This is a genomic window from Streptomyces sp. NPDC016469 (assembly GCF_040632905.1).
GTDB lineage: Bacteria > Actinomycetota > Actinomycetes > Streptomycetales > Streptomycetaceae > Streptomyces.
The window spans coordinates 1-24,000 of record NZ_JBEYCQ010000013.1 but is presented as its reverse complement, the minus strand read 5'-3'; the positions used below and the strand labels follow the sequence as shown (position 1 = coordinate 24,000).

Annotated in this window: 22 protein-coding genes, 2 pseudogenes and 1 riboswitch; of the genes and pseudogenes, 8 read left to right on the top strand and 16 right to left on the bottom strand. The window is 71.6% G+C overall.

Features of this window, described 5'->3' with window-relative positions; translation table 11 throughout:
- Nucleotides 1-23: 23 nt before the first annotated feature.
- Both ABZ565_RS16795 and ABZ565_RS16790 read left to right on the top strand, forming a co-directional pair.
- A pseudogene (locus tag ABZ565_RS16795) lies at nt 24-116 on the top strand (aminoglycoside phosphotransferase family protein); the annotation flags it as partial.
- Nucleotides 117-142: 26 nt separating this feature from the next.
- Nucleotides 143-502, top strand: a pseudogene (locus tag ABZ565_RS16790) (hypothetical protein); the annotation flags it as partial.
- Between the two features lie 44 nt (nt 503-546).
- On the opposite strand, the gene ABZ565_RS16785 reads toward ABZ565_RS16790, so the two are convergent.
- Nucleotides 547-1,116 carry a TetR family transcriptional regulator gene (locus ABZ565_RS16785; RefSeq protein WP_361026542.1) on the bottom strand — a complete coding sequence of 190 codons (570 nt, stop codon included), beginning with the start codon at nt 1,114-1,116 and terminating at the stop codon, nt 547-549.
- 84 nt (nt 1,117-1,200) lie between these two features.
- On the opposite strand from ABZ565_RS16785, the gene ABZ565_RS16780 reads away from it, so the two are divergent.
- Entirely contained in the window at nt 1,201-1,626 is a 426-nt protein-coding gene (locus ABZ565_RS16780) for a nuclear transport factor 2 family protein (RefSeq protein ID WP_361026539.1), read from the top strand.
- A 30-nt stretch (nt 1,627-1,656) separates the two neighbouring features.
- Here the strand turns inward: ABZ565_RS16780 and ABZ565_RS16775 are convergent, their stop codons facing one another.
- On the bottom strand, nt 1,657-2,658 hold the full coding sequence (locus ABZ565_RS16775; protein ID WP_361026536.1) for a HEAT repeat domain-containing protein: 1,002 nt from the start codon (nt 2,656-2,658) through the stop codon (nt 1,657-1,659).
- A 6-nt stretch (nt 2,659-2,664) separates the two neighbouring features.
- Nucleotides 2,665-3,333, bottom strand: coding sequence for a HEAT repeat domain-containing protein (locus ABZ565_RS16770; RefSeq protein ID WP_361026533.1), 669 nt, complete (start codon nt 3,331-3,333; stop codon nt 2,665-2,667).
- 129 nt (nt 3,334-3,462) lie between these two features.
- Between ABZ565_RS16770 and ABZ565_RS16765 the strand changes: the two genes are divergently transcribed.
- Nucleotides 3,463-4,281 (top strand): PhzF family phenazine biosynthesis protein, encoded by an 819-nt coding sequence (locus tag ABZ565_RS16765; RefSeq protein WP_361026530.1) that lies wholly within the window; start codon nt 3,463-3,465, stop codon nt 4,279-4,281.
- Nucleotides 4,282-4,290: 9 nt separating this feature from the next.
- On the opposite strand, the gene ABZ565_RS16760 is transcribed toward ABZ565_RS16765, so the two are convergent.
- Nucleotides 4,291-5,070 carry a CPBP family intramembrane glutamic endopeptidase gene (locus ABZ565_RS16760; protein ID WP_361026527.1) on the bottom strand — a complete coding sequence of 260 codons (780 nt, stop codon included), beginning with the start codon at nt 5,068-5,070 and terminating at the stop codon, nt 4,291-4,293.
- 184 nt (nt 5,071-5,254) lie between these two features.
- Between ABZ565_RS16760 and ABZ565_RS16755 the strand changes: the two genes are divergently transcribed.
- Nucleotides 5,255-7,039, top strand: a complete 1,785-nt coding sequence (locus ABZ565_RS16755) for a substrate-binding and VWA domain-containing protein (protein WP_361026524.1) — start codon at nt 5,255-5,257, stop codon at nt 7,037-7,039.
- 37 nt (nt 7,040-7,076) lie between these two features.
- Here ABZ565_RS16755 and ABZ565_RS16750 read toward each other — a convergent pair whose 3' ends face one another.
- On the bottom strand, nt 7,077-8,582 hold the full coding sequence (locus tag ABZ565_RS16750; protein WP_361026521.1) for a glutamate-cysteine ligase family protein: 1,506 nt from the start codon (nt 8,580-8,582) through the stop codon (nt 7,077-7,079).
- A gap of 480 nt (nt 8,583-9,062) precedes the next feature.
- On the opposite strand from ABZ565_RS16750, the gene ABZ565_RS16745 reads away from it, so the two are divergent.
- Together ABZ565_RS16745 and ABZ565_RS16740 are read left to right on the top strand one after the other, a co-directional pair.
- Nucleotides 9,063-9,659, top strand: coding sequence for a hypothetical protein (locus ABZ565_RS16745; RefSeq protein ID WP_361026518.1), 597 nt, complete (start codon nt 9,063-9,065; stop codon nt 9,657-9,659).
- 323 nt (nt 9,660-9,982) lie between these two features.
- A complete protein-coding gene (locus ABZ565_RS16740; protein ID WP_073969024.1) occupies nt 9,983-10,189 on the top strand; it encodes a DUF5999 family protein in 207 nt (68 codons plus the stop codon).
- Between the two features lie 83 nt (nt 10,190-10,272).
- Here ABZ565_RS16740 and gcvP read toward each other — a convergent pair whose 3' ends face one another.
- On the bottom strand, nt 10,273-13,158 hold the full coding sequence (gcvP, locus tag ABZ565_RS16735) for an aminomethyl-transferring glycine dehydrogenase (RefSeq protein ID WP_361026515.1): 2,886 nt from the start codon (nt 13,156-13,158) through the stop codon (nt 10,273-10,275).
- Between the two features lie 193 nt (nt 13,159-13,351).
- A riboswitch (glycine riboswitch) is annotated at nt 13,352-13,449 on the bottom strand.
- Between the two features lie 116 nt (nt 13,450-13,565).
- Between gcvP and ABZ565_RS16730 the strand changes: the two genes are divergently transcribed.
- Nucleotides 13,566-13,934 carry a PRC-barrel domain-containing protein gene (locus tag ABZ565_RS16730; RefSeq protein ID WP_361026512.1) on the top strand — a complete coding sequence of 123 codons (369 nt, stop codon included), beginning with the start codon at nt 13,566-13,568 and terminating at the stop codon, nt 13,932-13,934.
- On the opposite strand, the gene ABZ565_RS16725 is transcribed toward ABZ565_RS16730, so the two are convergent.
- The 10 genes from ABZ565_RS16725 to ABZ565_RS16680 form a co-directional block, all read right to left on the bottom strand.
- Nucleotides 13,859-15,328, bottom strand: coding sequence for a DNA polymerase IV (locus tag ABZ565_RS16725; RefSeq protein WP_361026509.1), 1,470 nt, complete (start codon nt 15,326-15,328; stop codon nt 13,859-13,861). The two genes, ABZ565_RS16730 and ABZ565_RS16725, sit on opposite strands and share 76 nt — an antisense overlap.
- 90 nt (nt 15,329-15,418) lie before the next feature.
- On the bottom strand, nt 15,419-16,036 hold the full coding sequence (locus ABZ565_RS16720; RefSeq protein WP_361026507.1) for a MerR family transcriptional regulator: 618 nt from the start codon (nt 16,034-16,036) through the stop codon (nt 15,419-15,421).
- Between the two features lie 168 nt (nt 16,037-16,204).
- Nucleotides 16,205-16,681, bottom strand: coding sequence for a bifunctional nuclease family protein (locus ABZ565_RS16715; protein WP_026171779.1), 477 nt, complete (start codon nt 16,679-16,681; stop codon nt 16,205-16,207).
- A gap of 53 nt (nt 16,682-16,734) precedes the next feature.
- On the bottom strand, nt 16,735-17,475 hold the full coding sequence (locus tag ABZ565_RS16710; protein ID WP_361026504.1) for a MerR family transcriptional regulator: 741 nt from the start codon (nt 17,473-17,475) through the stop codon (nt 16,735-16,737).
- Nucleotides 17,476-17,517: 42 nt separating this feature from the next.
- Complete coding sequence (locus ABZ565_RS16705; RefSeq protein WP_361026972.1) at nt 17,518-18,381, bottom strand: FHA domain-containing protein; 864 nt, start codon at nt 18,379-18,381, stop codon at nt 17,518-17,520.
- An 82-nt stretch (nt 18,382-18,463) separates the two neighbouring features.
- The gene (locus tag ABZ565_RS16700; protein ID WP_361026501.1) at nt 18,464-19,252 is read right to left on the bottom strand and encodes a DUF881 domain-containing protein; all 789 of its coding nucleotides are present in this window, start codon (nt 19,250-19,252) and stop codon (nt 18,464-18,466) included.
- Between the two features lie 5 nt (nt 19,253-19,257).
- Nucleotides 19,258-19,590 (bottom strand): small basic family protein, encoded by a 333-nt coding sequence (locus ABZ565_RS16695; protein ID WP_003970459.1) that lies wholly within the window; start codon nt 19,588-19,590, stop codon nt 19,258-19,260.
- Complete coding sequence (locus ABZ565_RS16690) at nt 19,587-20,489, bottom strand: DUF881 domain-containing protein (RefSeq protein WP_361026498.1); 903 nt, start codon at nt 20,487-20,489, stop codon at nt 19,587-19,589. The genes ABZ565_RS16695 and ABZ565_RS16690 overlap by 4 nt, the downstream gene beginning before the upstream one ends.
- Nucleotides 20,490-20,594: 105 nt before the next feature.
- Complete coding sequence (locus ABZ565_RS16685) at nt 20,595-23,090, bottom strand: mannose-1-phosphate guanyltransferase (protein ID WP_361026495.1); 2,496 nt, start codon at nt 23,088-23,090, stop codon at nt 20,595-20,597.
- 112 nt (nt 23,091-23,202) lie between these two features.
- On the bottom strand, nt 23,203-23,811 hold the full coding sequence (locus tag ABZ565_RS16680) for a CDP-alcohol phosphatidyltransferase family protein (RefSeq protein ID WP_361026492.1): 609 nt from the start codon (nt 23,809-23,811) through the stop codon (nt 23,203-23,205).
- Nucleotides 23,812-24,000 lie beyond the last annotated feature (189 nt).

Sequence of the window (24,000 nt, the reverse complement as noted above, 5' to 3'; positions counted from 1 at the left end):
TGATCCTCATGACGGCAGAGGACGAAGCGCCGGCCGAGCGCGGTGGATGGGAACGCTGGGACCGCATACGGACCTGGCTGGTGGACCACCGCCGGACGTTCACGGCCGCCCTTCTGCACCGACCGGCCCGTACGCTCGCCCCATGCCCCGCAAAGCGAAGAAGGCCCGGCGGCTGGTGGCCGACGGGCACACGTATCGGTGGACGCTGCGCCACCGGCACGACGACGGCGGGTCCTGCCGCCAGATCCTCACGCTGCACCCCGGCTCGGGCGGATCCCTCCGCATCGTCTTCACCGAGGGCCCGGACCGGTACGTCCCGGGCGGCGCTCCCCTGGGCTCCGGAGACGTGGGTTACGTCGGGGGAGCCGCCCTCAACCTGCACGAACCCGGAGTCGTCCGCGCCCTGCTCGACGCGGCGACGGCCCGCGGATGGCAGCCCCGGGACCGGCGGCGGGTGGAGAGGGACGGCTGGACCCTGCTGGAGGCGGCCGCCGCGCTACGGGAGCGGAACGCGGACCGTGCGGACCCGGCCGGCGGCCCCCGCGATCACGGCGCGGGCTCGGCCAGCGCGTTGAGCGCCGGCCGGAGCAGCGCGGCGATGCGGTCGGGCGACGCCTCGCGCAAGGCGGGAAGCCCGAGGAACTGATGACCGATGGTCACACCAAGCAGGGTGGTGACCGCCAGGGCGGCGCGGAGTTCGCGGTCGTCGGACGCCGGGACGGCGGCACCGGCGTCCGCGATCTGACCGCCGAGCGCGGTGCGTACGTGCTCGGCGGCCGCAGGATCGGTGAGCATGGACCGCATCACCGCGACCGCCCCCTCGGGCAGACCGCCCAGCTTCAGGCCCAGCGTGGCCAGCATCCGGTCGGCGAACGCGTCCGCGCCGGCGGCCTCCGACGGGGGCGGGGCAAACGCCTGCACGGCCCGGCCGAACAGTTCCCGCTTCGAACCGAAGTACTGCATGACCAGGGCCGGGTCCACACCGGCCGCGCTCGCCACCGCGCGGATGGTGGTCCGGTCGAACCCCTTGGCGGCGAACTCCTCCCGGGCCCTTTCCAGGATGCGCGCCTCGGTGGCGCGGCGGCGGTCGGCGCGGGTCTCCCGAGGCGTGGTCACGCCGCGACTCTACAACCGTTGACCGAACCCCTTCTCCCGGCCTACCGTCACGCTCAACAAGCGTTGAGCGAATGGAGTCATGCCGTGCCGCACCCGGAAACCACCCGTGCCCGTACCCCCCGTGAGGCCCTGGCCGCCTACCACCGGGCGATGCTCGACAAGTCCGCGGACGACCTCGCGGATCTGTACGCGGTCGACGCGCTGCACGAATTCCCCTTCACCGCTCCGGGCTTCCCGCCGCGCTACGAGGGCCGCGAGGCCGTACGCACGGGTTACCGGGCGGTCTGGGGCGCGAGCCCCGTACGGATCGACGAGGTCAGGACGGTGTCCGCGTACGAGACGGACGACCCGGAGGTGATCATCGCCGAGCATGTGGTGGCGGGGACGCTGCCGGCCGCCGGCGCCGCCTTCACCGTCCCCGGGCTGCTCGTGCTCCGGGTACGCGACGGCCTGATCACCCACGTCCGCGACTACATGGACACAGCGGCCCTCGCCGCCGCCAGGCGCTGACCTCCGGGGGCCGCCACCCGCGGCCCGGACTCACCCCTCACCGCGCAGCCCCAGCAGATACACCGCCGTCACCGCGACCCCCCGGTCCCCGTCCTCCGCCAGTTCCCCGAGCGCCCGCGTCGCCGTCGGGCCCGGGATGTCCGCGAGGGCCTGGGTGAGGCGGCGGCGGGCGGGCGCGTCGAGGGCGGGGTCGGCGAGGCGGTCGATGAGCGCGGCGGCGATGCGCTCGGCCGTCTCCGGACCGGCGGCCAGTACGCCCAGGGCGTCGGCCGCGTCCACGTCCCGCACCGCCTCCGCGATCATGCCGATGAGCGTGGGGACCGCCTCGGCCACCCCGCGCACACCGAGCGCCGGCGCCGCGTACTGGCGTACCGCGACATCGGGATGGCCGAGGGCCTCCCGCAGCAGCGCGCTCGCCGCCTCCCCCGGAATACCCGCGACCGCGCGCACCGCGCGGGCGCGCACCGCGGCGACGGGCGAGTCCAGGCCCTGGGCCAGCAGGGCGATGCCGTCGCCCGCCCGTGCCAGCGCCCACCGCATCGCGCCGGCCACGCTCGGGTCCCGTTCGCTCAGCACCGCCTCGACCAGGGCCGCCACCGGCACGGGCGCCTCGCCCGCCGAGGACAGCGCCGCCCGCTGCCGGGTGCCCGGGCTGGCGGAGCCCAGCGCCTGGAGGAGGGCGACGGTACGCAGGACCCCCTCCCAGTCCCCGGGTTCGGCGGCGCCGATCCGGCTGAGCCGGGTCAGCAGCTCCGTCTCGCTCGCGATCCGTTCCCGGGTCCGCCGGACGAGGTCGTCCACGAGACCGGCCGGGCTGAACCCGGGATCGTCCAGGGCGCGCCCCACCTCGCGCAGCGAGAGGCCGAGGGACCGCAGGCTCTCGATGTGGAAGATACGCCGGACGTCCGCACCGGAGTATTCGCGGTATCCGACGTCGTTGCGCCCCGTGGGCCGCACGAGACCCAGCGACTCGTAGTGCCGGAGCATGCGCGCGCTGACCCCGGACCGCCGCGCCACCTCACCGATCAGCACCGTCCCTCACCCCTCTTGACCGTACGCCCCGAGGGCCACCCTCCGCTTCGCTTCCTCGACCGCGAGGTCGAACCCGGCGTCCGGGTCGCGCCGCAGCTCCTCGGTGGCGAGCGCGTGCTCACGGACCCGGGGCTCGGGGTGCGCGGCGGCGGCCTCCAGCGCCGGTGCGGCCGCCGGGCCGAGTGCGATCAGCGCCCGGCTGAGGCTCAGCCGCGTCTCGCGGCCGCCGCGCCCGAGCTGCCCGGCCAGCACCGCCGCGAGCGCGGGCGCCTCGTCCTCGGGCACGAGGACGACCGCGGTGCGCCAGGCGGCGCGGGCGACCTCGTCGTCGGTGTCGGTGAGCAGGGCCCGGGTGATCGCCGGCCAGGCCCGCCGGTCCCCGGTCTTGGACAGCGTATGCAGGGCCTGGCTGCGCGCCTGCGGGCACTCCGAGCGGAGCTCGCCGACGAGCCGGGGGACCGTCAGGTCCTGCGGGTGCCGGGTGAGTGCCCAGGTCAGCATCTCCCGTACGGAGAAATCGGGCTCGGTCGCGCACCGCTCCACGAGCCGGTCCACCAGCCGCGGGTCCGGCGCCGATCCGACCGCCATCGCGGTCCGCAACCGCACCGACGCGTCGCCGTGCTCAAGCCCGCGCAGCGCGCGTGTGACGGCCGGTTCCTCGTTCGCCGTGGTCATGGGGACCACCTCCTCGGGGCCGAGTGAAGCGCTTGTCACCGTGACAAGGTCAAGCCGGACGCGGTTTCGGGGCCACCGGTCCGCGATTGGCCTTGGTTCCCGGCCGGGACGGAGCCCTACGGTCGGCGCATGAGGATTCGCACCGTAGACGCGTTCACCGACCGCCCCTTCACCGGCAACCCCGCCGGCGTCCTGCTGTTCGGCCCCGAGGGCTTCCCCGAGGACGGCTTCCTCCAGCGGGTCGCCGCCGAGCTGAACCTCTCCGAGACCGCGTTCGCCCATCCGCTGCCGCCGGGCGGCGACGCGGACTGGGCGCTGCGGTGGTTCACCCCGGTCGCCGAGGTGGACATGTGCGGCCACGCCACCCTCGCCACGGCCCATGTCCTGCACACCACGGGCACCGCCACGGGCACGGTCCGCTTCGCCGCCCGGTGCGGCACGCTGACGGCGTCCGCCCACCCGGACGGTTCGCTCACGCTCGATTTCCCGACCGCCCCGCTGACCCCCGAACCCGCCCCGGACGGCCTCGCGCAGGCCCTGGGCGCGGAGCCGCTGTCCGTGCACGACACGGGTGCGCAGGTCGGGGACCTGCTGGTGGAGCTGAAGGACGAGGCGGCCGTACGGGGCCTGGCTCCGGACTTCGGGGCGCTGGCCGCCCTGTCGCGGCGCGGCGTCATCGCCACGGCCGCCTCGACGCCGATGCGTGGCTACGACTACGTCTCGCGCGGCTTCTTCCCGGCCGTGGGTATCGACGAGGACCCGGTGACCGGCAGCGCGCACACCGCCCTGGCCCCGTTCTGGTCGGCCCGGCTCGGCCGCGACCGGCTGACCGGGCTTCAGGTCTCGGCCCGCTCCGGCCTCGTACACACCTCGCTGCGCGGCGCGCGCACCCTGCTCACGGGCCGCGCGGTCACGGTGCTGGACGGCGAACTCCTCGTCGGCCCGTGACCCCGGGGCTCACGGCGTGGGCAGCCAGCCCACTTTCCCGGCGAGCAGCGCGTAACCGACGAACGCGCCGATGTCCAGCAGCGCGTGTGCCGCGACGAGCGGGCCCACCCGCTGCCAGCGCCGGTACAGCAGCACGAAGACGACGCCCATCACCATGTTGCCGATGAACCCGCCGATGCCCTGGTAGAGGTGGTACGACCCGCGCAGTACCGAGCTCGCCAGCAGTGCCGCCATCGGCGTCCAGCCCAGCTGCCCCAGCCGGCGCAGCAGGTATCCGACGACGATCACCTCCTCCAGTACGGCGTTCTGGAGGGCCGACAGGATGAGCACGGGGAACTTCCACCACACGTCGGGCAGTGACTCGGGCACGACGGTGAGATTGAAGCCGGCCGCCCTGGCCACGAGGTAGAAGGCCAGCCCGGCGCTGCCGATGCCCGCCGCGACGGCCGCGCCCCGTGCCACGTCCTGCCCGGGCCGGGTGCGGTCGAAGCCGAGCACCCGCAGCCCGGTCCCTTCCCGGATGAGCAGATGCGCCACGAGCGCGACGGGCACCAGCGCGGTCGCGATGCCGAAGAGCTGCCAGGCGAGATCCAGCCAAGGACGGCCGGGGGCGGCCGAGCTGTTGAGGGTCGCCGCCTGGTCCTTCAAACCCCCCGGTTTCGTCAGCGATCCGACAAAGCTGATGAGGGCGGACACGCCGCTCGCCCCCAGCGAGAGCGCCAGCACCAGCACCGTCTCGGACCGGAGAATCCGTTGTGACACGGCCTTCTGGGGAAAAGAATCAGCCACGCGCCCCGCCTCCACCTGTACACCTGCCCTCAGTTGTGCATTCGCGTCCCACGCCCTTCGCCGCCCCGCTAGGGTCTCGAATGCAGGTACGAAGATCATGCGCGACCGGCCGGGGGACGAACGCCATTGCCGATGGCGTGGTCCCCCTTTTCCTTGTACATACTCAAGGAGGGGCACCACCGACATGGGACGTCACAGCTTGCCCGATGACCGCTCGGCGGCCGGAGGCGGGGACCGTCCACCGCGCCGCCGCCGGAACGTGGCCATCGCCACCGTCCTCGTCCTCGCCGTGGCGGGGGGAGCGGCGGTCGCGGCGCAGGGCGGCCTGCTCCCGTTCTCCAAGTCGTGCGAGGAGAACGCCGTCCACCTGTCGATGGCGGCCTCACCGGACATCGCCCCCGCCGTACGTGCCATCGCCGACCGGGCACGTACGGACGAGGTGCGCTCCGACGGACGCTGCGTCGACGTGAACGTGGTGGCCCGTGACTCGTACAGGGTCGCGGACGCGCTGGCGAGCGGAGCCCGCCCCGACTACCAGATATGGCTCCCCGACTCCGACGTGTGGCTGACCCGGGCCAAGGGCGCCGGGGACGGCACCCCGATCACCCCCGGCGGCTCCGTCGCCACCTCACCGGTCACGCTCGCCACCGTCCCGCAGGCCGCCAAGAGCCTCGGCTGGCCGAAGAAGACCTACACCTGGGCCGAGTTGACGGGCGCGGCCATGGAGTCCGACCGGGTCCGTCTCGGCTCCGCCGACCCCGCGCGCTCGGCGACCGGCCTGCTGGCCCTCAACAGCATCGGCGCCTCCACCGGGAAGCAGGGCGGCGACAGCGACACCCGGGTCGCGGCCACCGCGAAGCTGCTCGCCCAGCGGATGTCCGACGGGGACACCCAGGTCGTGGCGACCCTGCCGCAGGACGGCTCGGGCACCGAGGAGGGCAACCCGGCGCGCAACCAGGCGGTGCTCCTCTCCGAACAGGCCGCCTTCACCCACAACGCCGAGTCGGCGGCCGACGGCAAGCTGGACCTGTTCTATCCCGAGGACGGCACCCCGCTGCTCAACTACCCGCTCACGATGGTGGACGAGCGCCACCGGTCCACGGACGAGAGCCGGGCCGCGCTGCGGTTCATGATCCTGCTCTCCGAGGAGAGCTCGGTGCGCACCCTCCGGGAGCACGGCTTCCGGACCACGTACGGCACGGCGGACGAGAAGCTGGTGGCAGCGGCGGGCGGCCGGTCGCCCCAGCCGTACGACGCGACGCAGCCGCCCGCCCCGACGGACGAGGCGCTCCAGGAGACGCTCGGCATGTGGACGATCACCGTGCAGAGCGCGCGGCTCACCACCGTGGTCGACGCCTCCGGCTCCATGGCCGCGACGGTGCCGGGCCGCGACCAGTCCCGGATGGACGTCACCAAGGCATCGCTGATCCAGGCGCTCAACCAGTTCACCCCGAACGACGAGATCGGGCTCTGGGAGTTCGCGACCACGCTCGACGGCGACAAGGACTACCGCCGGCTCGCGACGACCGCCAGGCTCGGCGACCCCGCGAAGGGCGGCGGCACCCACCGGGAGAAGCTCGCCGCCGCGTTCGCCGCGCTGCGCCCGGTGCCGGACGGTGCCACCGGCCTGTACGACACCGCCCTGGCCGCGTACAAGGAGGCGCAGCGCACGTATGTGAAGGGCAAGTTCAACGCGGTGGTGATCCTCACGGACGGGTCGAACCAGGACGAGCGGTCCATCTCGCGCTCCGCCCTCGTGGACGAGCTGAAGTCCATCGCCGACCCGACGCGCCCGGTCCCGCTGCTGGCCATCGCCGTCGGACCCGATGCGGACCGCGAGGAGCTGGCCGAGATCGCCGAGGTCACCGGGGGCGGCGGCTACCAGGTGAACGACCCGGCCGAGATCCAGGCGGTGATCCTCCAGGCGGTGATGACGGCGGGCCAGGCCGCCCGCGCGGCCGGGGAGTAGGGGCGGGCGCCCGGCCCGGCGGCGGACCGGCCGCCCGTCACGGCGCCGGGATGCCCGCCGGCCAGGTGTGCACCGGGTCGCCGCCCTGCATCAGCTCGCCGTAACGCCGGGTCATCGCGGCGAGCGCGGCACCCCGGTCCAGGCCCGCCTCGCGCGCCCGGTGGTAGGTGTCCGCCTGCCAGGACGCGCCGTTCGTCCGCCGCTTGCAACGCTCCTCGATGATGCCGAGGTAGTGATCCCGGTCCGCCGGCTCGATGTTCCAGCCGTCGAGCCCGGCGGCGGCGAGCGGCAGCAGCTCGTCGCGCACCAGCTTCGTCACGGGCACCCGGGTCAGCCCGCCGGAGCGGCCGGGCCGGGGCCACAGCAGCTCGGCCTCGATGCCGTGGCGGCACGCGGTCTCGAAGTTCTCGGCGGCGGCGGAGAACGGCATCCGGGTCCACACCGGACGCGACTCCCCCGCCAGCGCCCGCACCAGGCCGTAGTAGAGCGCGGTGTTGGCGATGACGTCGGCGACGGTCGGGCCCGCGGGCAGCACCCGGTTCTCCACGCGCAGGTGCGGAACGCCGTCGGCGATCCCGTACACCGGGCGGTTCCACCGGTAGACCGTGCCGTTGTGGAGGACCAGCTCCTTCAGCTGGGGCACCCCGCCGTCGGCGAGGACGCGCAGGGGCTCCTCATCGTCGCAGATGGGCAGGAGCGGCGGGAAATACCGCACGTTCTCCTCGAAGAGCTCCTCGACCGAGCCGATCCACTTCTCCCCGAACCAGGTCCTGGGCCGCACGCCCTGGTTGCGCAGTTCGGGGGGCCGGGTGTCCGTGGCCTGCTCGAACAGCGGCGGCCGCGACTCCCGCCACACCTCGCGGCCGAAGAGGAACGGCGAGTTGGCGCCCAGAGCGACCTGGACGGCGGCTACGGTCTGCGCCGCGTTCCACACGTCGGCGAAGCGTTCCGGAGTGACCTGGAGATGCAGTTGCAGCGAGGTGCAGGCCGCCTCCGGGGTGATCGATCCCGCAGTGGCGACCAGCCGCTCGACACCCTCGATATCGAGCGAGAAACTCTCGCCGCGCGCCGCCAGCATTTGATCGTTCAGGAGGGCGTAGCGGTCGACGTCGGAGAGATTGGACCGGACCATGTCGTCACGGCCGAGCGTCGGCAGGATTCCGATCATCATGATCCCGGCATCGACTTCACCGGCCTTCCGGTCGGCATATCCCAGCCCGGTCCGCAGCTCTTCGGCCAACTGATCCAGAACACGCCCCGAGAGATGGTGGGGGACTATGTTCACCTCCAGATTGAACATCCCCAGTTCCGTCTGGAAATCGTGACTCGCGATGCGCTCCAGTACCTGCCCATTCAACATCTTCGGCATGGCGTCGGCGCCCGTGAGATTGAGTTCGATCTCCATGCCCATGAGGTTGCGCGGCCGGTCGAACCGCCGCTCGGCCAGGAGTCCGGACAGCGCCTCCAGGCACTGTTGCAGCTTCCTCCGGTACCTCTGCCGGTCGGACAGGTCAAAGGCGCCCGCGACGACCTTCTCCCCCATCGAAGTGTCCTCCTCATGTGGCCGGCACGCGGCCCGGGCCGCCCGCATCACGATCGATAATGCCCGCAGGACGTGATCCGTAACGCCCCGCGGACGGCGCACACACGCTAATCTGAGCGCCGGGGCCCCGGGCACATTCACTCGGCATGACGCAGCGGGCTGTTTCCCCGTAGGGCGGGCCGGTAAAGCCCCGACGGGTTTCGGCCGACCGCGGCGCGGGAAAAACCCGAGGCGGCGGCTGCGCCGCTCGCGCCGAATCAGCATGATCTCCGCATAATAAAGTCCGGATACCGCCTTGCCGGCAATAGCCGTGGCGGCTAGTGGAAACACCCCGTGAACACGTGTCGTATAAACTCCGCGGACGAGGCAGAGAGTTGACGCACCGGCTCAGTCACCGGCCTCCTCTGGCCCCGCACGCCGACAACGCCGTCCGCACCCGCCCGCGCACCACCGTGTCTCCGAAGTGAGAGGCGACCCAATATGCCGCTGCATGTTCCCCCGGCCCCCGCGCCCGCACTGCGCAGCGTTCTCGCGGCGCTCGGTTCACCGACCGCGGTCCGCGAGGCCCGTACGCCCGCCCTGCGGTCCGCACAGGGACCTCTGAGCCCCGAACACCCGCTGCCCGTCCATGTGCTGGGCGTCGCTCCGGGCGACCTCGCACCCGCCACCCGGCTCGCCGCCTGGCGCTTTCAGATCCGCAGCACGGAGCGGGCGGTGGCGGCGGCGGACACCATGCTCACCGCGGACGGCTGGACCTTCTCGCACTTCTTCGAGGGCCCGTACATCGCCTCGACGGAGCTGGCGCTGCGCCAGGCGGAGGGGATGAGCGGCCCCTACCAGCCGAGGCTGCTGTCCATCCCCGACCTCTACATGCTGGCCCTGTGGCTGCACGGCGACCCCACCGCGGACGCCTCCTGCGGCGCCCCCGCCCCGGACGACGTACTCGTGCCGCTGTCCCCGGCGCCGCCCGGCTTCGCCGCCCACCGGCCGCACCGGGCCGCCGACCTGCTGCCGGTGATCACCACCCGCATCACGCCCGGCCCGGGTCCGCTGCTGGGCTCGCCGGCCCCGGCCTGAGACCGGCGGCCGCCCCCTCCGCGTGCTGTGCCCCTTCGCCCCCTTCCGGCGGCGGGGCACAGCACGCGGACGTGCGTACGGCACCCCGCCCATCCGGACTAGTCCCATCCGGCCACCCCGAACCACCCGAAGTGACAGTGCAGTTGAGTTGAACCGTCCGGGCGGGTGACGCGTCATGGGAGGAGTGGAAGCGCTGCGGCGAAATCCCTGCGGATTGTCGCCCGTGGGGCAACACTGGGATTCGACCGATCGATACGGGGGCGGTCATGAACACCTCTTCACACCGCAGGCCACTCAACTCGACGCAGCGAAAGAACCCACCCATGTGCCAGCATCAGCCACCCTGCCCGACAGCCGACTCAGCCGACCGGGAGGCCGCCCGCCAGGTGGCCCACCACCCGGAGCAGGGCTGGAGCCTGCTGTGCAACGGCGTCCTGCTCTTCGAGGACACCGGTGAGCTGCTTCCGGACGGGCAGATCATCGCCCCGCACCGGCCCCTGGCGGCGAGCCGGGTGGTCAAGGCCGCCTAGACGAGGCACGGAAAGGGGCCGGCCGGAGAAGTCTCCGCACCGGCCCCGACGCATGTCCGCGTCACACCGCTTCGCTCACCGGATCAGTTGTCGTACTCGTCCAGGGGCGGGCAGGAGCAGACGAGGTTGCGGTCCCCGAACGCCCCGTCGATCCGGCGCACCGGCGGCCAGTACTTGTCGGCGGCCGAGACACCGGCCGGGAAGACCGCCACCTCGCGGCTGTACGCGTGCTCCCACTCCCCGCCGAGCGCGGCGGCGGTGTGCGGGGCGTTGGCGAGCGGGTTGTCGTCCGCGCTCCACTCCCCCGACGCGACCTTCTCGATCTCGGCGCGGATCGCGATCATCGTGTCGCAGAAGCGGTCCAGCTCCGCGAGGTCCTCGCTCTCGGTCGGCTCGATCATCAGGGTCCCGGCGACCGGGAACGACATGGTCGGCGAGTGGAAGCCGTAGTCGATGAGCCGCTTGGCGACGTCGTCGATGCTGACGCCGGTCGCCTTGGAGATGGGCCGGAGGTCCACGATGCACTCGTGCGCGACCAGCCCGGCCGGGCCGTTGTACAGGATCGGGTAGTGCGGTTCGAGCCGCTTGGCGATGTAGTTGGCCGCGAGTACGGCGACCTGCGTCGCGCGCTTCAGGCCCTCGCCGCCCATCAGGCGTACGTAGGCCCACGAGATCGGGAGGATGCCGGCGGAGCCCCAGGGGGCCGCCGAGATCGGTCCGACGCCGGTCTCCGGGCCCGCCGCGGGCTGGAGCGGGTGGTTGGGCAGGTACGGCGCCAGGTGCGCGCGCACACCGACCGGGCCGACGCCCGGGCCGCCGCCGCCGTGCGGGATGCAGAAGGTCTTGTGCAGGTTCAGGTGCGAGACGTCCCCGCCGAACCGGCCGGGCTTGGCCAGGCCGACCAGGGCGTTGAGGTTGGCGCCGTCGACGTAGACCTGGCCGCCGGCGTCGTGCACCTCGGCGCAGATGTCGGCGACGTGCTCCTCGAAGACGCCGTGCGTCGACGGGTAGGTGATCATGAGCACGGCCAGCTCGTCGCGGTACTGCGCGATCTTGGCGCGCAGGTCCTCGATGTCGACCTCGCCGTCGTCGGCGGTCTTGACGACGACCACCTTCATGCCGGCCATCACGGCGCTCGCGGCGTTGGTGCCGTGCGCGGAGGACGGGATCAGACAGACGGTCCGGTTCTCGTCGCCGTTGGCGCGGTGGTACGCGCGGACGGCCAGCAGCCCCGCGAACTCGCCCTGCGAGCCGGCGTTCGGCTGGATGGACACCGCGTCGTAACCGGTGACCTCGGCCAGCCGCTCCTCCAGCTCGCGGATGAGCGTCAGGAAGCCCTGGGCCTGCTCGGCGGGCGCGAACGGGTGCAGCGCGCCGAACTCCGGCCAGGTGATCGACTCCATCTCGGCGGTCGCGTTCAGCTTCATGGTGCAGGAGCCGAGCGGGATCATGCCGCGGTCCAGCGCGTAGTCGCGGTCGGCGAGCTTGCGCAGGTAGCGCAGCATCGCGGTCTCGGACCGGTGCTGGTGGAAGACCGGGTGGGTGAGGATCGGGTCGGTGCGCAGCAGCGCATCGGGCAGCGCGTCCTCGGCGGTGGCGTCCAGCGCCTCGACGTCCCCGTCGGCGCCGAAGGCGGCCCAGACGGCGGAGACCTGGGTGCGGGTCGTCGTCTCGTCGCAGGCCAGCGAGACGGTGTCGGCGTCGACCAGGCGCAGGTTGACCCCGCGCTCGCGGGCGTCGGCGACGACCTCGCCGGCCTTGCCGGGCACGCGGACGGTGAGCGTGTCGAAGTAGGAGCCGGTCACCACGTCGACGCCGGCGGCGCGCAGGCCCTCGGCCAGGATCGCGGCGTAGCGGTGGGTGCGCCGGGCGATGGTGCGCAGGCCCTCGGGGCCGTGGTAGACGGCGTACATGCCGGCCATGACGGCGAGCAGCACCTGCGCGGTGCAGATGTTACTGGTGGCCTTCTCGCGGCGGATGTGCTGCTCGCGGGTCTGGAGGGCCAGGCGGTACGCCTTGTTCCCGTCGGCGTCCACGGAGACGCCGACCAGGCGGCCGGGCAGGCTGCGGGCGAACTTGTCGCGGACCGCCATGTAGCCGGCGTGCGGGCCGCCGAAGCCCATCGGGACGCCGAAGCGCTGCGTGGTGCCGACGGCGATGTCGGCGCCCAGCTCGCCGGGCGAGGTGAGCAGCGTGAGGGCCAGCAGGTCGGCGGCGACGGTGACGATCGCGCCCAGCTCGTGCGCCTGGTCGATGACGGGCTTGAGGTCCCGGACGGCCCCGGAGGCGCCGGGGTACTGGAGGAGCACGCCGAAGACGCCGCGTTCGGCGACCTCCGCCGGGATGCCGTCGGTGAGGTCGGCGACGACGACCTCGACGCCGGTCGGCTCGGCGCGGGTCTCGATGACGGCGACGGTCTGCGGCAGGGTGTCGGCGTCGACCAGGAAGACGCCGTTCCTGACCTTGCCGACGCGCCGGGCGAGCGCCATGGCCTCGGCGGCGGCGGTGCCCTCGTCGAGCAGCGAGGCGCCGGAGGTGGGCAGGCCGGTCAGCTCGGCGACCATCGTCTGGAAGTTCAGGAGGGCTTCGAGGCGGCCCTGGGAGATCTCGGGCTGGTACGGCGTGTAGGCCGTGTACCAGGCGGGGTTCTCCATGACGTTGCGCAGGATCACCGGCGGCGTGAACGTGCCGTAGTAGCCGAGTCCGATCATCGGGGCGAGGACCTGGTTGCGGTCGGCGAGCCGGCGGAGTTCGGCCAGCACCTCGGCCTCGGTCCGGGCCCCCGGCAGGTTCAGCGCCTCGGCGCTCTTGATCACGTCGGGCACGGCGGCCGCCGTCAGCTCGTCCAGCGAGCCGTAACCGACCTGGGCGAGCATCTTCGCCTGGGCCTCGGCGTCCGGGCCGATGTGGCGCTGCTCGAAGGGGATGCCCTGTTCCAGCTGCGTGAGCGGGGTGCGACGGGGGGTCATGGTGGAGGCCTCCTGGTCTGTCACGACCTGCGAGGGGCACCGCGGCGCCGGGTGCCCGTACGGCCTCCCCCTCTGTCATCTCAACCTGAGAGCTTCACCGGCACCACACGGGCGCCGGCTTTCACCGTCGGTGAGGGAGAGGCTCCGTACGGCCCATCGGCCGCGCGCAACCCGCCCTGCTTTCCAGAGTGACCTCGTCCGTGCGGTACGGGGGCCTGAGAGATTCCGGGGAGGATTTGCTCCTTCGGCGTCCTCCGGATCGGCTCCGGACGACTCTCCCGCACGGGGTCAGCAGCCATGACCAGACTACCAGCGGGGTACGCGACGAGAATTCTCGAGTGGCCAAGACCACGGAACTGCATTTCTGTATTCCCTGTGGACCAGCCGCGACCCGTGTGGGAGGGACCGTGCAGACCGACATCGACCCGCGCAGCCTGATCGGCCGCAAGGCGTTCGACCGCAAGGGCACCAAGATCGGGACCGTGGACGAGGTGTACCTCGATGACGCGACCGGAGTCCCCGAATGGGCGGCCGTGCGCACCGGGCTCTTCAGCCGTGACACCTTCGTCCCGCTGGAGCCCAGCGAATTCGTGGACGACACACTGCGCGTCCCCTTCGACCGGGCGCTGATCAAGGACGCCCCCGACTTCGGCGTGGGCCGCCACCTCTCCCCCGAGCAGGAGCTCCAGCTCTACCGGCACTACGGCCTGGACGCGGCCCCCGGCGCACCGGCCCCGGACCGCGACTTCGGCCGGCTGGCGGGCCAGGAGGAGTAGTCCGGCGGGTCCGGAACGAGGGGGAGGGGGTCGGCGGCCCGCAGCGCGGGGTCGTCCACGCGGAACGTACGCACCCGGCCGGGTGCCGTCGCGCCCGGTTCCTCGAACCGCACGGTCACCCGGCCGACCCCGCTCCCCTGCACCCAGCCGTGTCCGTGGACCTCGTGCCGCACGTCGTGCCCGGCCGGCCAGCGGCGCGCGGCGAGCCGCTCGGCGGCGGCCTCCTCCGGCGCCGGTCCGCCGTCCGCCGTGACCTCGCGGCCGTCGGCGTCGTCCTGCGGCCGGGCCCCGGCGTCCTCCGGGAGGGCCGCCGCCCGCGCACCGGCGGCCTGGGCGAACAGGTCCTCCTGCGTGTAGTCGGCGAGCCCCGTGACGCCGACGCCCAGCAGCCGCACCCCGCCGGTGGTGTCCACCGCCTCCAGGAGCCGGGCGGCGGCCTCGCGGACGACCGCGGGGTCGTCCGTGGGCCCGCGCAGCGTCTCGGAGCGGGTCAGCGTGGAGAAGTCGTAGCGGCGCACCTTGAGCACCACCGTGCGCCCCGAGCGCCCCGCGCCCCTCAGGCGCTGCACGCACCGGTCGGCCAGCCGCTCCACCTCGGTGCGCACCCGGACGCGGTCGTGCAGGTCCATGTCGAAGGTGTCCTCGACGGAGACGGACTTCGCGTCCCGCTCCGCGACCACGGGCCGGTCGTCGAAGCCGGAGGCCATCCGGTGCAGCGCGGCGCCGTGCGCCTTGCCCAGCAGCCGTACCAGCTCCGCCTCGCCCGCCTCGGCAAGGTCGTCGACCGTCGTCATGCCGGCGCGGCGCAGATGGTCGGCCGTGGCGGGGCCGACGCCGGGCAGGGTGCGCACCGGCATGGGCGCGAGGTGCGCGCGCTCGGTACCCGGCTCGATCAGGCGTATCCCGTCGGGCTTGGCCTCCTCGGAGGCGATCTTGGCGAGCATCTTGGAGCCGGCGAGCCCGACGGAACCGCTCAGTCCGGTGACCGCCTGGATGGCCTCGCGCAGTTCCCGGCCGATCTCCAGGGCGGAGGCGGTGTCGTCTGCGGTGCCGCCCGCTTCGAGGTCCACGAACGCCTCGTCCAGGCTGAGCGGCTCCACCAACGGCGAGAGCCGGCCCAGCAGCTCCATGACCTGGTCGCTCACCGACCGGTACAGCGCGAAGCGCGGGACGAGATAGGCGGCGTTCGGCGCGAGCCGTCTGGCCTGCGCCATCGGCATCGCCGAGTGCACCCCGAAGCGCCGTGCCTCGTACGAGGCGGTCGCGACGACCCCGCGCGGCCCCAGCCCGCCCACCACGACCGGTTTGCCGCGCAGGCTGGGCTTCGCCGCCTGCTCCGCGGAGGCGTAGAAGGCATCCATGTCCAGATGCAGGATGGTGGGCGCGGCTCTCACATCAGCCGATGCTGCCCTACGGCACTGACAATCGCCGCGTCAGCGCGGCCCGGGCGCCCGCGATTCCCGCCCCGGCGCGCCCTCAGCGGCTCAGACGGCCCGGTTGCGGCGCCGGGCGAGCTCGTCGGCCGGGTTGTGCCCGATCAGCGTCTCGCCGGTGTCCACGCGTTCCCCGTGCAGCTGCGACAGGGCGGCGTCCACGTCCCGCCACACGACCCCGACGGCGATCCCGAAGACGCCCTGGCCGCCTTGGAGCAGGTCGACCACCTCGGCGGGCGAGGAGCACTCGTAGACCGTGGCCCCGTCGCTCATCAACGTCATCCGCTCCAGGTCCTGGAACCCTCGGGCCCGCAGGTGCTGGACGGTGGTCCGGATGTTCTGGAGCGCCACTCCGGTGTCGAGGAAGCGCTTCACGATCTTCAGCAGGACGACGTCCCGGAAACTGTAGAGCCGCTGCGTGCCCGACCCGTACGCCGGACGGACGCTCGGCTCCACGAGGCCGGTGCGCGCCCAGTAGTCCAGCTGCCGGTACGTGATCCCCGCCGCCGCGCACGCCGTGGGCCCGCGGTAGCCGATGTCGTCGGCCGATGTCACGCCGCCCCCCGCCACCGCGGCCGGCACGGCCGACTGCCCGATGGTCCGGCCGGCCGTACTCCCCTGCTGCGAATACGGCGCACCCGCTGCCGTACCGTCGCCGCTGCTTCTCACGCCGACCTCCGTCCTTGACCTGCCCACTCGAAGGTAGGCAGTCACCCGGGGTGCGTCAACGATCGCCACACTCGGCACGCCGAGTGATAATCACCCTGAGGGTGGTTTCGCGTGACCGTTGACGGGGAAAGGCTCACCGGATATGCCGGTGAGCCGCCCCCGAAGACGTCACTGGCTGTTGTTCGTCCCGAAGTCCTCCGGAGAGATCTGGTCGAGGAACTCGCGGAACTTCTCCACCTCGTCCTCCTGCTCGTCGGGGATCGCGATCCCCGCGTCGTCCAGCACCCCGTCACTGCCGTAGATCGGCGTGCCGGTGCGCAGGGCGAGGGCTATGGCGTCGGAAGGCCGCGCGCTCACCTCGACACCGCCGGCGAAGACCAGCTCCGCGTAGAAAACCCCTTCGCGCAGGTCCGTGATCCGGACCTCGGTGAGCTCCTGGCCTACGGCCTCGAGCACATCCTTGAAGAGATCATGGGTCAGCGGCCTGGCCGGAGCCATGCCCTGCTGGGCGAAGGCGATCGCGGTCGCCTCACCAGGACCGATCCAAATGGGGAGGTACCGGTCGCCTCCCACTTCACGCAGGAGCACGATCGGTTGGTTGGAGGGCATTTCCACCCGGACACCCACAACGTCGAGCTCGTTCACACAGCAACCCTAGGACGTGCTCGGCAGGTTTGGGTAGTCGGGCTGGTCCGCCTTCAGTGCAGCCGTACCTGCAGAGCGGTCTGTACGAGGGCGGAGTGCAGCCGTACGGACAGCTCCGCCAGCTCCTTCGCGGTCGCCTCCGCATGCGCTCTGGTCTGCGGATTCCGGTGCCGGCGCAGCGGCGCGACCATCTGCTCGATGAGCCCGGCCTCCCGGTCGGCGGCGGCCCGCACGGCCCTCAGATGACGAGGTTCCAGACCGAATCGCCCCAGTTCCGCCACAAGCCTGGCGACGGTGACCATCTCGGCGTCGTACCCGCCGTCCGCCGAGGGCACGACCAAGCCGTACGACTCCCAGTCGTCCAGGTCGCTCTCGGTGACCTCGGCGGCGACCAGGAGCTCGGCACGGCCGATGCGGGCGGCCGTGGCCCGACCCGGCACCCCGGCCGGCTCGCCGTCCACCTGCCGCGGCTCCCCGTCGGGCGACGGCAGGGTCACCTGCTCACCGCGGGCCAGGGCGTCCAGATGCTCGCGGATGACCTTCAGGGGCAGGTAGTGGTCCCGCTGCATCCGGAGCACCTGGGCGAGCCGCTCGACGTCCGCGGCAACGAACTTCCGGTAACCGGAAGGGGTCCGCTGCGGTTCGACCAGCCCTTCGGCCTCCAGGAAGCGGATCTTGGAGATGGTGACCTCGGGGAACTCCTCCTGCAGCTGCAGGAGCACCGTGCCGATGCTCATCGGCCGGCCGTCGGCGGCGGTGCCGTGTCGGGCACCGCCGCTCGGTGTTCTCAGCATGGACCTTCCTGGGGTTCCCCCCGGACGGCGTCCGGGGGCGGGTCAGATGCCCCGCTGGTTCGCGTAGAAGACCAGCCGGTACTTGCCGATCTGCACTTCGTCGCCGTTGGACAGGGCGACGGAGTCGATCCGCTCACGGTTGACATAGGTGCCGTTGAGGCTGCCGACGTCCCCGACCGTGAAGCTGCCGTCGGCACCCCGGCGGAACTCCACATGGCGGCGGGAGACCGTCACGTCGTCCAGGAAGATGTCGCTCTGCGGGTGACGGCCGGCCGTGGTCAGCTCGCCGTCCAGCAGGAAACGGCTGCCGCTGTTGGGACCGCGCCGCACCACCAGGAGCGCCGAGCCGAGCGGCAGGGCGTCGACGGCCGCCTGCGCCTCGGGCGACAGCGACGGCACGGCGGTCTGGCCGGTGGCCTCCGCCTCGTACGCCTCAAGGCCCGAGATCGAGATGGTCGACGTCGTCTCCGAGGCGCGCTCCGGGATGCCGCCCCGCAGCGGCGCACCGCAGTTGGAGCAGAAACGGCTGGCCTCCGCGTTGCGGTGGCCGCACCTCGTACACACCGGCATGGACGAAGCCTCCTGGCTCGGGGCTCCGAAACCTATGCGGCCGGGACCGGCAGGGTCAACGGACGACGCGCCGGGACCGCCCGGGTAGTCACCCCCCTGGCCTGCCACCTGGTCGCGGAAGAGCGGGCGCTCCGCGCCCTGCTCGTCGGGCTGACCGTGGCGCGGCGCGCGATGACGTGCGGCCTCATCGCGGGCGCTCTTGCCGAACAACTTCCCAAACAACTTCACGGGCGATTCCCCTTGACCGAAACAGACCCGCCCGTGGGGCAGGACGAACCCTGAATGAACACACCTGCCGACCCGGACATCTTCACAACGTCCGTATCCACTCGACAGTTTCCACCACGCGCCACGATTACGATGCGGCGACCCCCCGCAACCGTCCGCTCGTGTTCCCCGACGCCCGGGCGCCCGGGGATCACTGGCCCGACGACCGAGCGTAGTCAGGCCGCTCCGCCGGTCGCAAGGCGTCCACGACAATGTCGTCGGCCCGCAGCACATGCACGGTGGCCTGCTCCTTCTCCAGCGTCTGCACCACACCCCCGGGGATGTTCAGCGCCGGTTCCAGATCCTGCGGCTTGCCGATGACCTTGAAGACGTACGGGGCGGTGATCTTGCGCCCGTCCACCTCGACGGCGCCCGCGTCACCGGAGAAGTACGTATTGGCCACCACACGCACTCCGTTGACCTCGACGGCCTCGGCGCCGGCCGCCCTGAGCTCCTGCAGGGCGTCGAGCAGCATGTCGGGCCGCACGGCGCCGCCGGGGTCGTTGACCGTCATGGTGATCCCGGGGCCGTGGGCCGCCACGGTCCCGGCGAGCACGCCGAGTTGCCGCTCCTTCTCGACCGTCTGCCTCCGGGCCTCCTCGGCCTGGTCGGAGCTGTTCTCCAGCTCCGTGCGCTGGGCGTCGAGGCGCTGCTTCTCGTCCTCCAGCCGCTGGGTGCGGTCGTCCACCTCGTCCAGGATGCGCACCAGGTCCTCCTGGCGCGCGCCGCGCAGGGCGTTGCTGTCGCTGTTGGACCGCACCTGGATGGCGAGCCCGAGCCCGAGGCCGAACAGCAGGAGGGCGACGATGAGTTGGGCGCGGGTCACCCGGGGCGGCCAGAGACCGGCGATCAGCCGCCGGCGCCCGGTGAGCTCCTGAGGGACGTCCGCCCGGGGCTCCCGGCCGTCGGCGGAGTTCTCGTCGAAGTCGTCGTTGCTCATCGGCATCAGGCCCGGAAGACGTGCCGGCGGATCGCCGCGGCGTTGGAGAAGATCCGGATGCCCAGGACGACCACCACACCCGTGGAGAGCTGGGCGCCGACGCCCAGCTTGTCGCCCAGGAAGACGATGAGGGCCGCCACGACCACGTTCGAGAGGAACGAGACCACGAAGACCTTGTCGACGAAGATGCCGTCGAGCATGGCCCTCAGTCCGCCGAACACCGCGTCGAGCGCGGCCACGACGGCGATGGGGAGATAGGGCTCGACCACCGCCGGAACTTCGGGCCGGACCAACAGTCCGACCACGACTCCCACGACGAGGCCCAGTACGGCGATCACGATGTGCCCTTCCCTGTGTCTGCGGCCTTGTATGGCTCTGCTGTCCGTACGATCAGGCTCGGGGCGGCCGGAAGGCTCAGCTTCTCCTGGACGGAGATGCTGGTCCGGATGTCGAAGCTGTCCTTCAGCGCCTGCAGGTACCGGCCGTCGGCACTGTCGCGGAAGGCCGCGCCCAGCTTCTTGCCGTCTCCCACCGCGAGCACCGAGTACGGGGGCACGAGCGGTTTGTTGTCGACCAGTATGGCGTCGCCCGCGGCCCGGATCGCCGACAGGGACGTCAGCCGCTGTCCGTTGATCGCGATGGCCTCCGCGCCGGACTCCCACAGCCCGTTGACGACGCGCTGCATGTCCCGGTCGCGGACCCGCCCGGTGTCGGAGAAGCCGCTGGTCTCGCGAGGTCCGCCGCCGCCCTGGTCGGTGTCCTCGGCGTCGTCGACGACCACCTTCAGCCCGGGCCCCTGCACGGGCGTGGCCCCGGAGAGCAGCGCCACCAGCTCGCCCTGGTCTCCCCCGTGTTCCTGGAGGGCTTTGCGCTGCCGGCTGCTGACATCGTCGCGGACCTGCTCCACCTGGGATTCCAGGGTGTCGGCCGCCGCCGTCTCGGCGTCGATGCGGTCGATCAGCTCCTGCTTCTCCTTGGCCAGGACCGGCGCGGTCACCCGCGCCTGGGCGGCGCCGAGCGTGACGACCAGCGCTGCGAGGACCAGACAGGCGGCGAGGCCGAGTTTGGCTTTGAGCGTACGGGGCATGCCGGAGCGCCCCTCCGCGGCCCGCCGCGCCGCGGCTTCGGCGTAGCCGTCGTCCAGGCTGTGCTCCATCACATTGGTCAGCAGCAGCATGGACGCGTCGGGGCGCTTGGGCGGCGGGGCCGTGCTCCGACCGGGGGGCTGCTGCGACATGCCGCACATCGTCGCATGTCGCGGCGGCTTACGCCGAATGGCCCCACCGATGACCGCTCGGCCGCGGGGACGGGCGAACGCACCGCCCGCCCCCGCGGCCCGGCCTCAGTTGCCGGCGCTGTCCACGACCGCCGCCCACTCGTCGAGCAGGGCCTCCGCGGAGGCGTCGTCGGGTCCCTCGGCCCACAGGTGGGTGACGGCTTCCGCCGGGTCCGGCAGCACCATGACCCAGCGCCCGTCCGCCTCCACGACCCGTACGCCGTCCGTCGTGTCGACGTCCCGGTCGCCGGCCGCCTCCACGACCCGGCGCATGACCAGGCCCTTCACGGCCCACGGTGTCGCCAGGTCACGGCGCAGGACGTGGGCGCGAGGGATGCGGGCGTCGATCTGGCTCAGCGTGAGCTGGGTCCGTGCGACGAGCCCGATGAGCCGCACGAATGCGGCCGTCCCGTCGAAGACACTGGCGAATTCGGGAACGATGAACCCGCCGCGCCCGTCTCCTCCGAAGATGGTGCCTTCCTCACGCCCGACCCGGGTCAGGTCGTCCGGCGACGTGGTCGTCCACTCGACCTGCGTGCCGTGGTACGCGGCGACCTGCTCGGCGACCCTGGTCGTGGTGACCGGGAGCGCCACCCGCCCGCTGCGCCGCTCGGCGGCGACGAGGTCGAGCATGACGAGCAGTGCCCGGTCGTCCTCCACGATCCGGCCGCGTTCGTCCACCAGGGACAGCCGCTCGCCCACCGGGTCGAAGCGGACGCCGAAGGCCGCCCGCGCCGAGGAGACGATCTCGCCCAGGCGCACGAGCCCCTTGCGCCGGGCTTCGGCCGTCTCGGTCGGCCGGGATTCGTCAAGACCGGGGTTGATGGTGAGCGCGTCCACGCCCAGACGCCCCAGGAGGCTGGGCAGCACGAGTCCCGCGCTGCCGTTGGAGGCGTCGACCACGACCTTCAGCTGGGCGTCGGCGATCCCGGTGGTGTCCACGTTGCGCAGCAGTGACCCGGTGTACGAGTCGAAGACGCTGGACGGGAAGTAGATGTCGCCGATCTCGCCGGGGAAGGCCCGCCGGTACTCCTGCCTGGCGTACACCCGGTCCAGCTTCCGCTGCCGCGCCTGAGAGAGGTCCGCCCCGCGTTCGTCGAAGAACATGATGTCCACGGAGTCGGGCACACCCTGCGACGTACGGATCATGATCCCGCCGGCACTGCCGCGCGCGGTCTGCTGACGCGCGACGGGCAGCGGTACGTTCTCCAGGTCCCGTACGTCGATGGCGCTGGCCTGGAGCGCGGAGATCACGGCGCGTTTGAGCGCCCGGGCGCCTCGGGAGTGGTCCCGGGCCGTGGTGACGGTGGAACCCTTCTTGAGCGTCGTCGCGTAGGCACCGGCCAGCCTGACGGCCAGCTCGGGGGTGATCTCGACGTTCAGGATTCCGGAGACGCCGCGCGCCCCGAAGAGGTGGGCCTGGCCACGGGACTCCCAGATCACCGAGGTGTTGACGAACGCACCGGCCTCGATGGTCTTGAAGGGGTAGACGCGGACGTTCCCCTGGATGATCGATTCCTCACCGACGAGGCATTCGTCGCCGATGACGGCGCCGTCCTCGATCCGGGAAGCACGCATGATGTCGGTGTTCTTGCCGACCACGCAGCCGCGCAGGTTGCTGTGGTCGCCGATGTACACGTTGTCGTGGACCACGGCCTTGTGCAGGAAGGCGCCGCTCTTCACGACGACGTTCGACCCGATGACCGTGTGCTCGCGGATCTCCACGCCGGCTTCGACCTTGGCGTAGTCCCCGATGTAGACCGGGCCGCGCAGCACGGCGTCGGGGTGCACTTCTGCACCTTCGGCCACCCAGACACCGGGAGAGATCTCGAAGCCGTCGATCTCGACGTCGACCTTGCGCTCCAGCACATCGGCCTGGGCCTTCACGTAGCTCTCGTGAGTGCCCACGTCCTCCCAGTAGCCCTCGGCGACATAGCCGTAGATGGGCTTGCCCTCCTTCATGAGCTGCGGGAAGACGTCCCCGGACCAGTCCACGGAGGCGTCGGCCTCGACGTAGTTGAAGACCTCGGGCTCCATGACGTAAATGCCCGTGTTCACAGTGTCGGAGAAGACCTGGCCCCAGGTCGGCTTCTCCAGGAAGCGTTCGACCTGACCCTGCTCGTCCACGATGGTGATCCCGAATTCCAGGGGATTGGGAACGCGGGTGAGGCAGACGGTGACCAGGCCGCCCTTCTCCTTGTGGAAAGCGATGAGGTCCGTGAGGTCGAAGTCCGTCAGCGCATCGCCGGAAATGACGAGGAAGGTGTCGTCCTTCAGCGCCTCTTCGGCGTTCTTCACGCTGCCGGCGGTTCCGAGCGGCTTCTCCTCGTTGGCATAGCTCAGCTCCATGCCGAGCTCTTCGCCGTCCCCGAAATAATTCTTCACCAGAGAGGCGAGGAACTGGACGGTCACGACCGTCTCATTGAGCCCGTGCCGTTTCAGCAGCCGGAGCACATGCTCCATGATCGGCCGATTGGCCACGGGCAGGAGCGGTTTGGGCATGCTCGAGGTCATGGGGCGAAGGCGAGTGCCTTCGCCGCCAGCCATCACGACGGCCTTCATGTCGGAAACGTCCTCCTTGAGAGACGACGGTCGAGCCGACTTGACCCGTCAGGGCAGCTTCTGTGACATCAGCCGCGGGCCGGCAACGCTGCACGGCACCACTTCAACGAGCTCAATCGGCTACTGCATCCGCCTTGACGAGGCGGCGGACCTGAACCACGTACAAGATTCCTGCCCACCAATAGAGGGTTGTACCCCACCCTGCGAACGCCCATCCGAAAACAGTGGCCACCTCTGCCAGCCAACCATGCCCGTCGCTGAGCAGCAACAAGGGGAATGCGTACATCAGGTTGAACGTGGCCGCCTTGCCGAGGAAGTTCACCTGGGGTGGCGGATAGCCGTGCCGGCGCAGGATTCCCACCATCACGAGAAGCATCAGCTCGCGCGCGAGCAGGGCGATGGTGAGCCAGAGAGGCAGGATCTCGCGCCAGGTGAGTCCGACGAGGGTGGAAAGAATGTAGAGCCGGTCGGCGGCGGGGTCGAGAAGCCGCCCGAGGCTGCTGATCTGGTTCCAACGGCGCGCGAGCTTGCCGTCGAGGTAGTCGCTGACGCCGCTGAACATCAGGACCAGCAGGGCCCAGCGATCGCTCTTGGGCCCGCCGAACTCGGGGCGGAGAATCAGCCACAGGAAGACAGGCACGCCGACGAGACGCGCCATGCTGAGGATGTTGGGGATGGTGAGTACCCGGTCCGTCTGAACGCGGGTCTCCTGGACCTCCACCCGGGGGCCTCCTGTGTCAAGAACGTGCCGATGATGCCCCCTGACCCTACCCTCAGCCCCCGCCGGGAGGTGCACAGGGGTGGAGGGGCACTCACCGGAAACGCGAAAGAGCCCCGTGCCACAAGGGCACGGGGCTCTTCCTAAAAGGAGTTCGGCGGCGTCCTACTCTCCCACAGGGTCCCCCCTGCA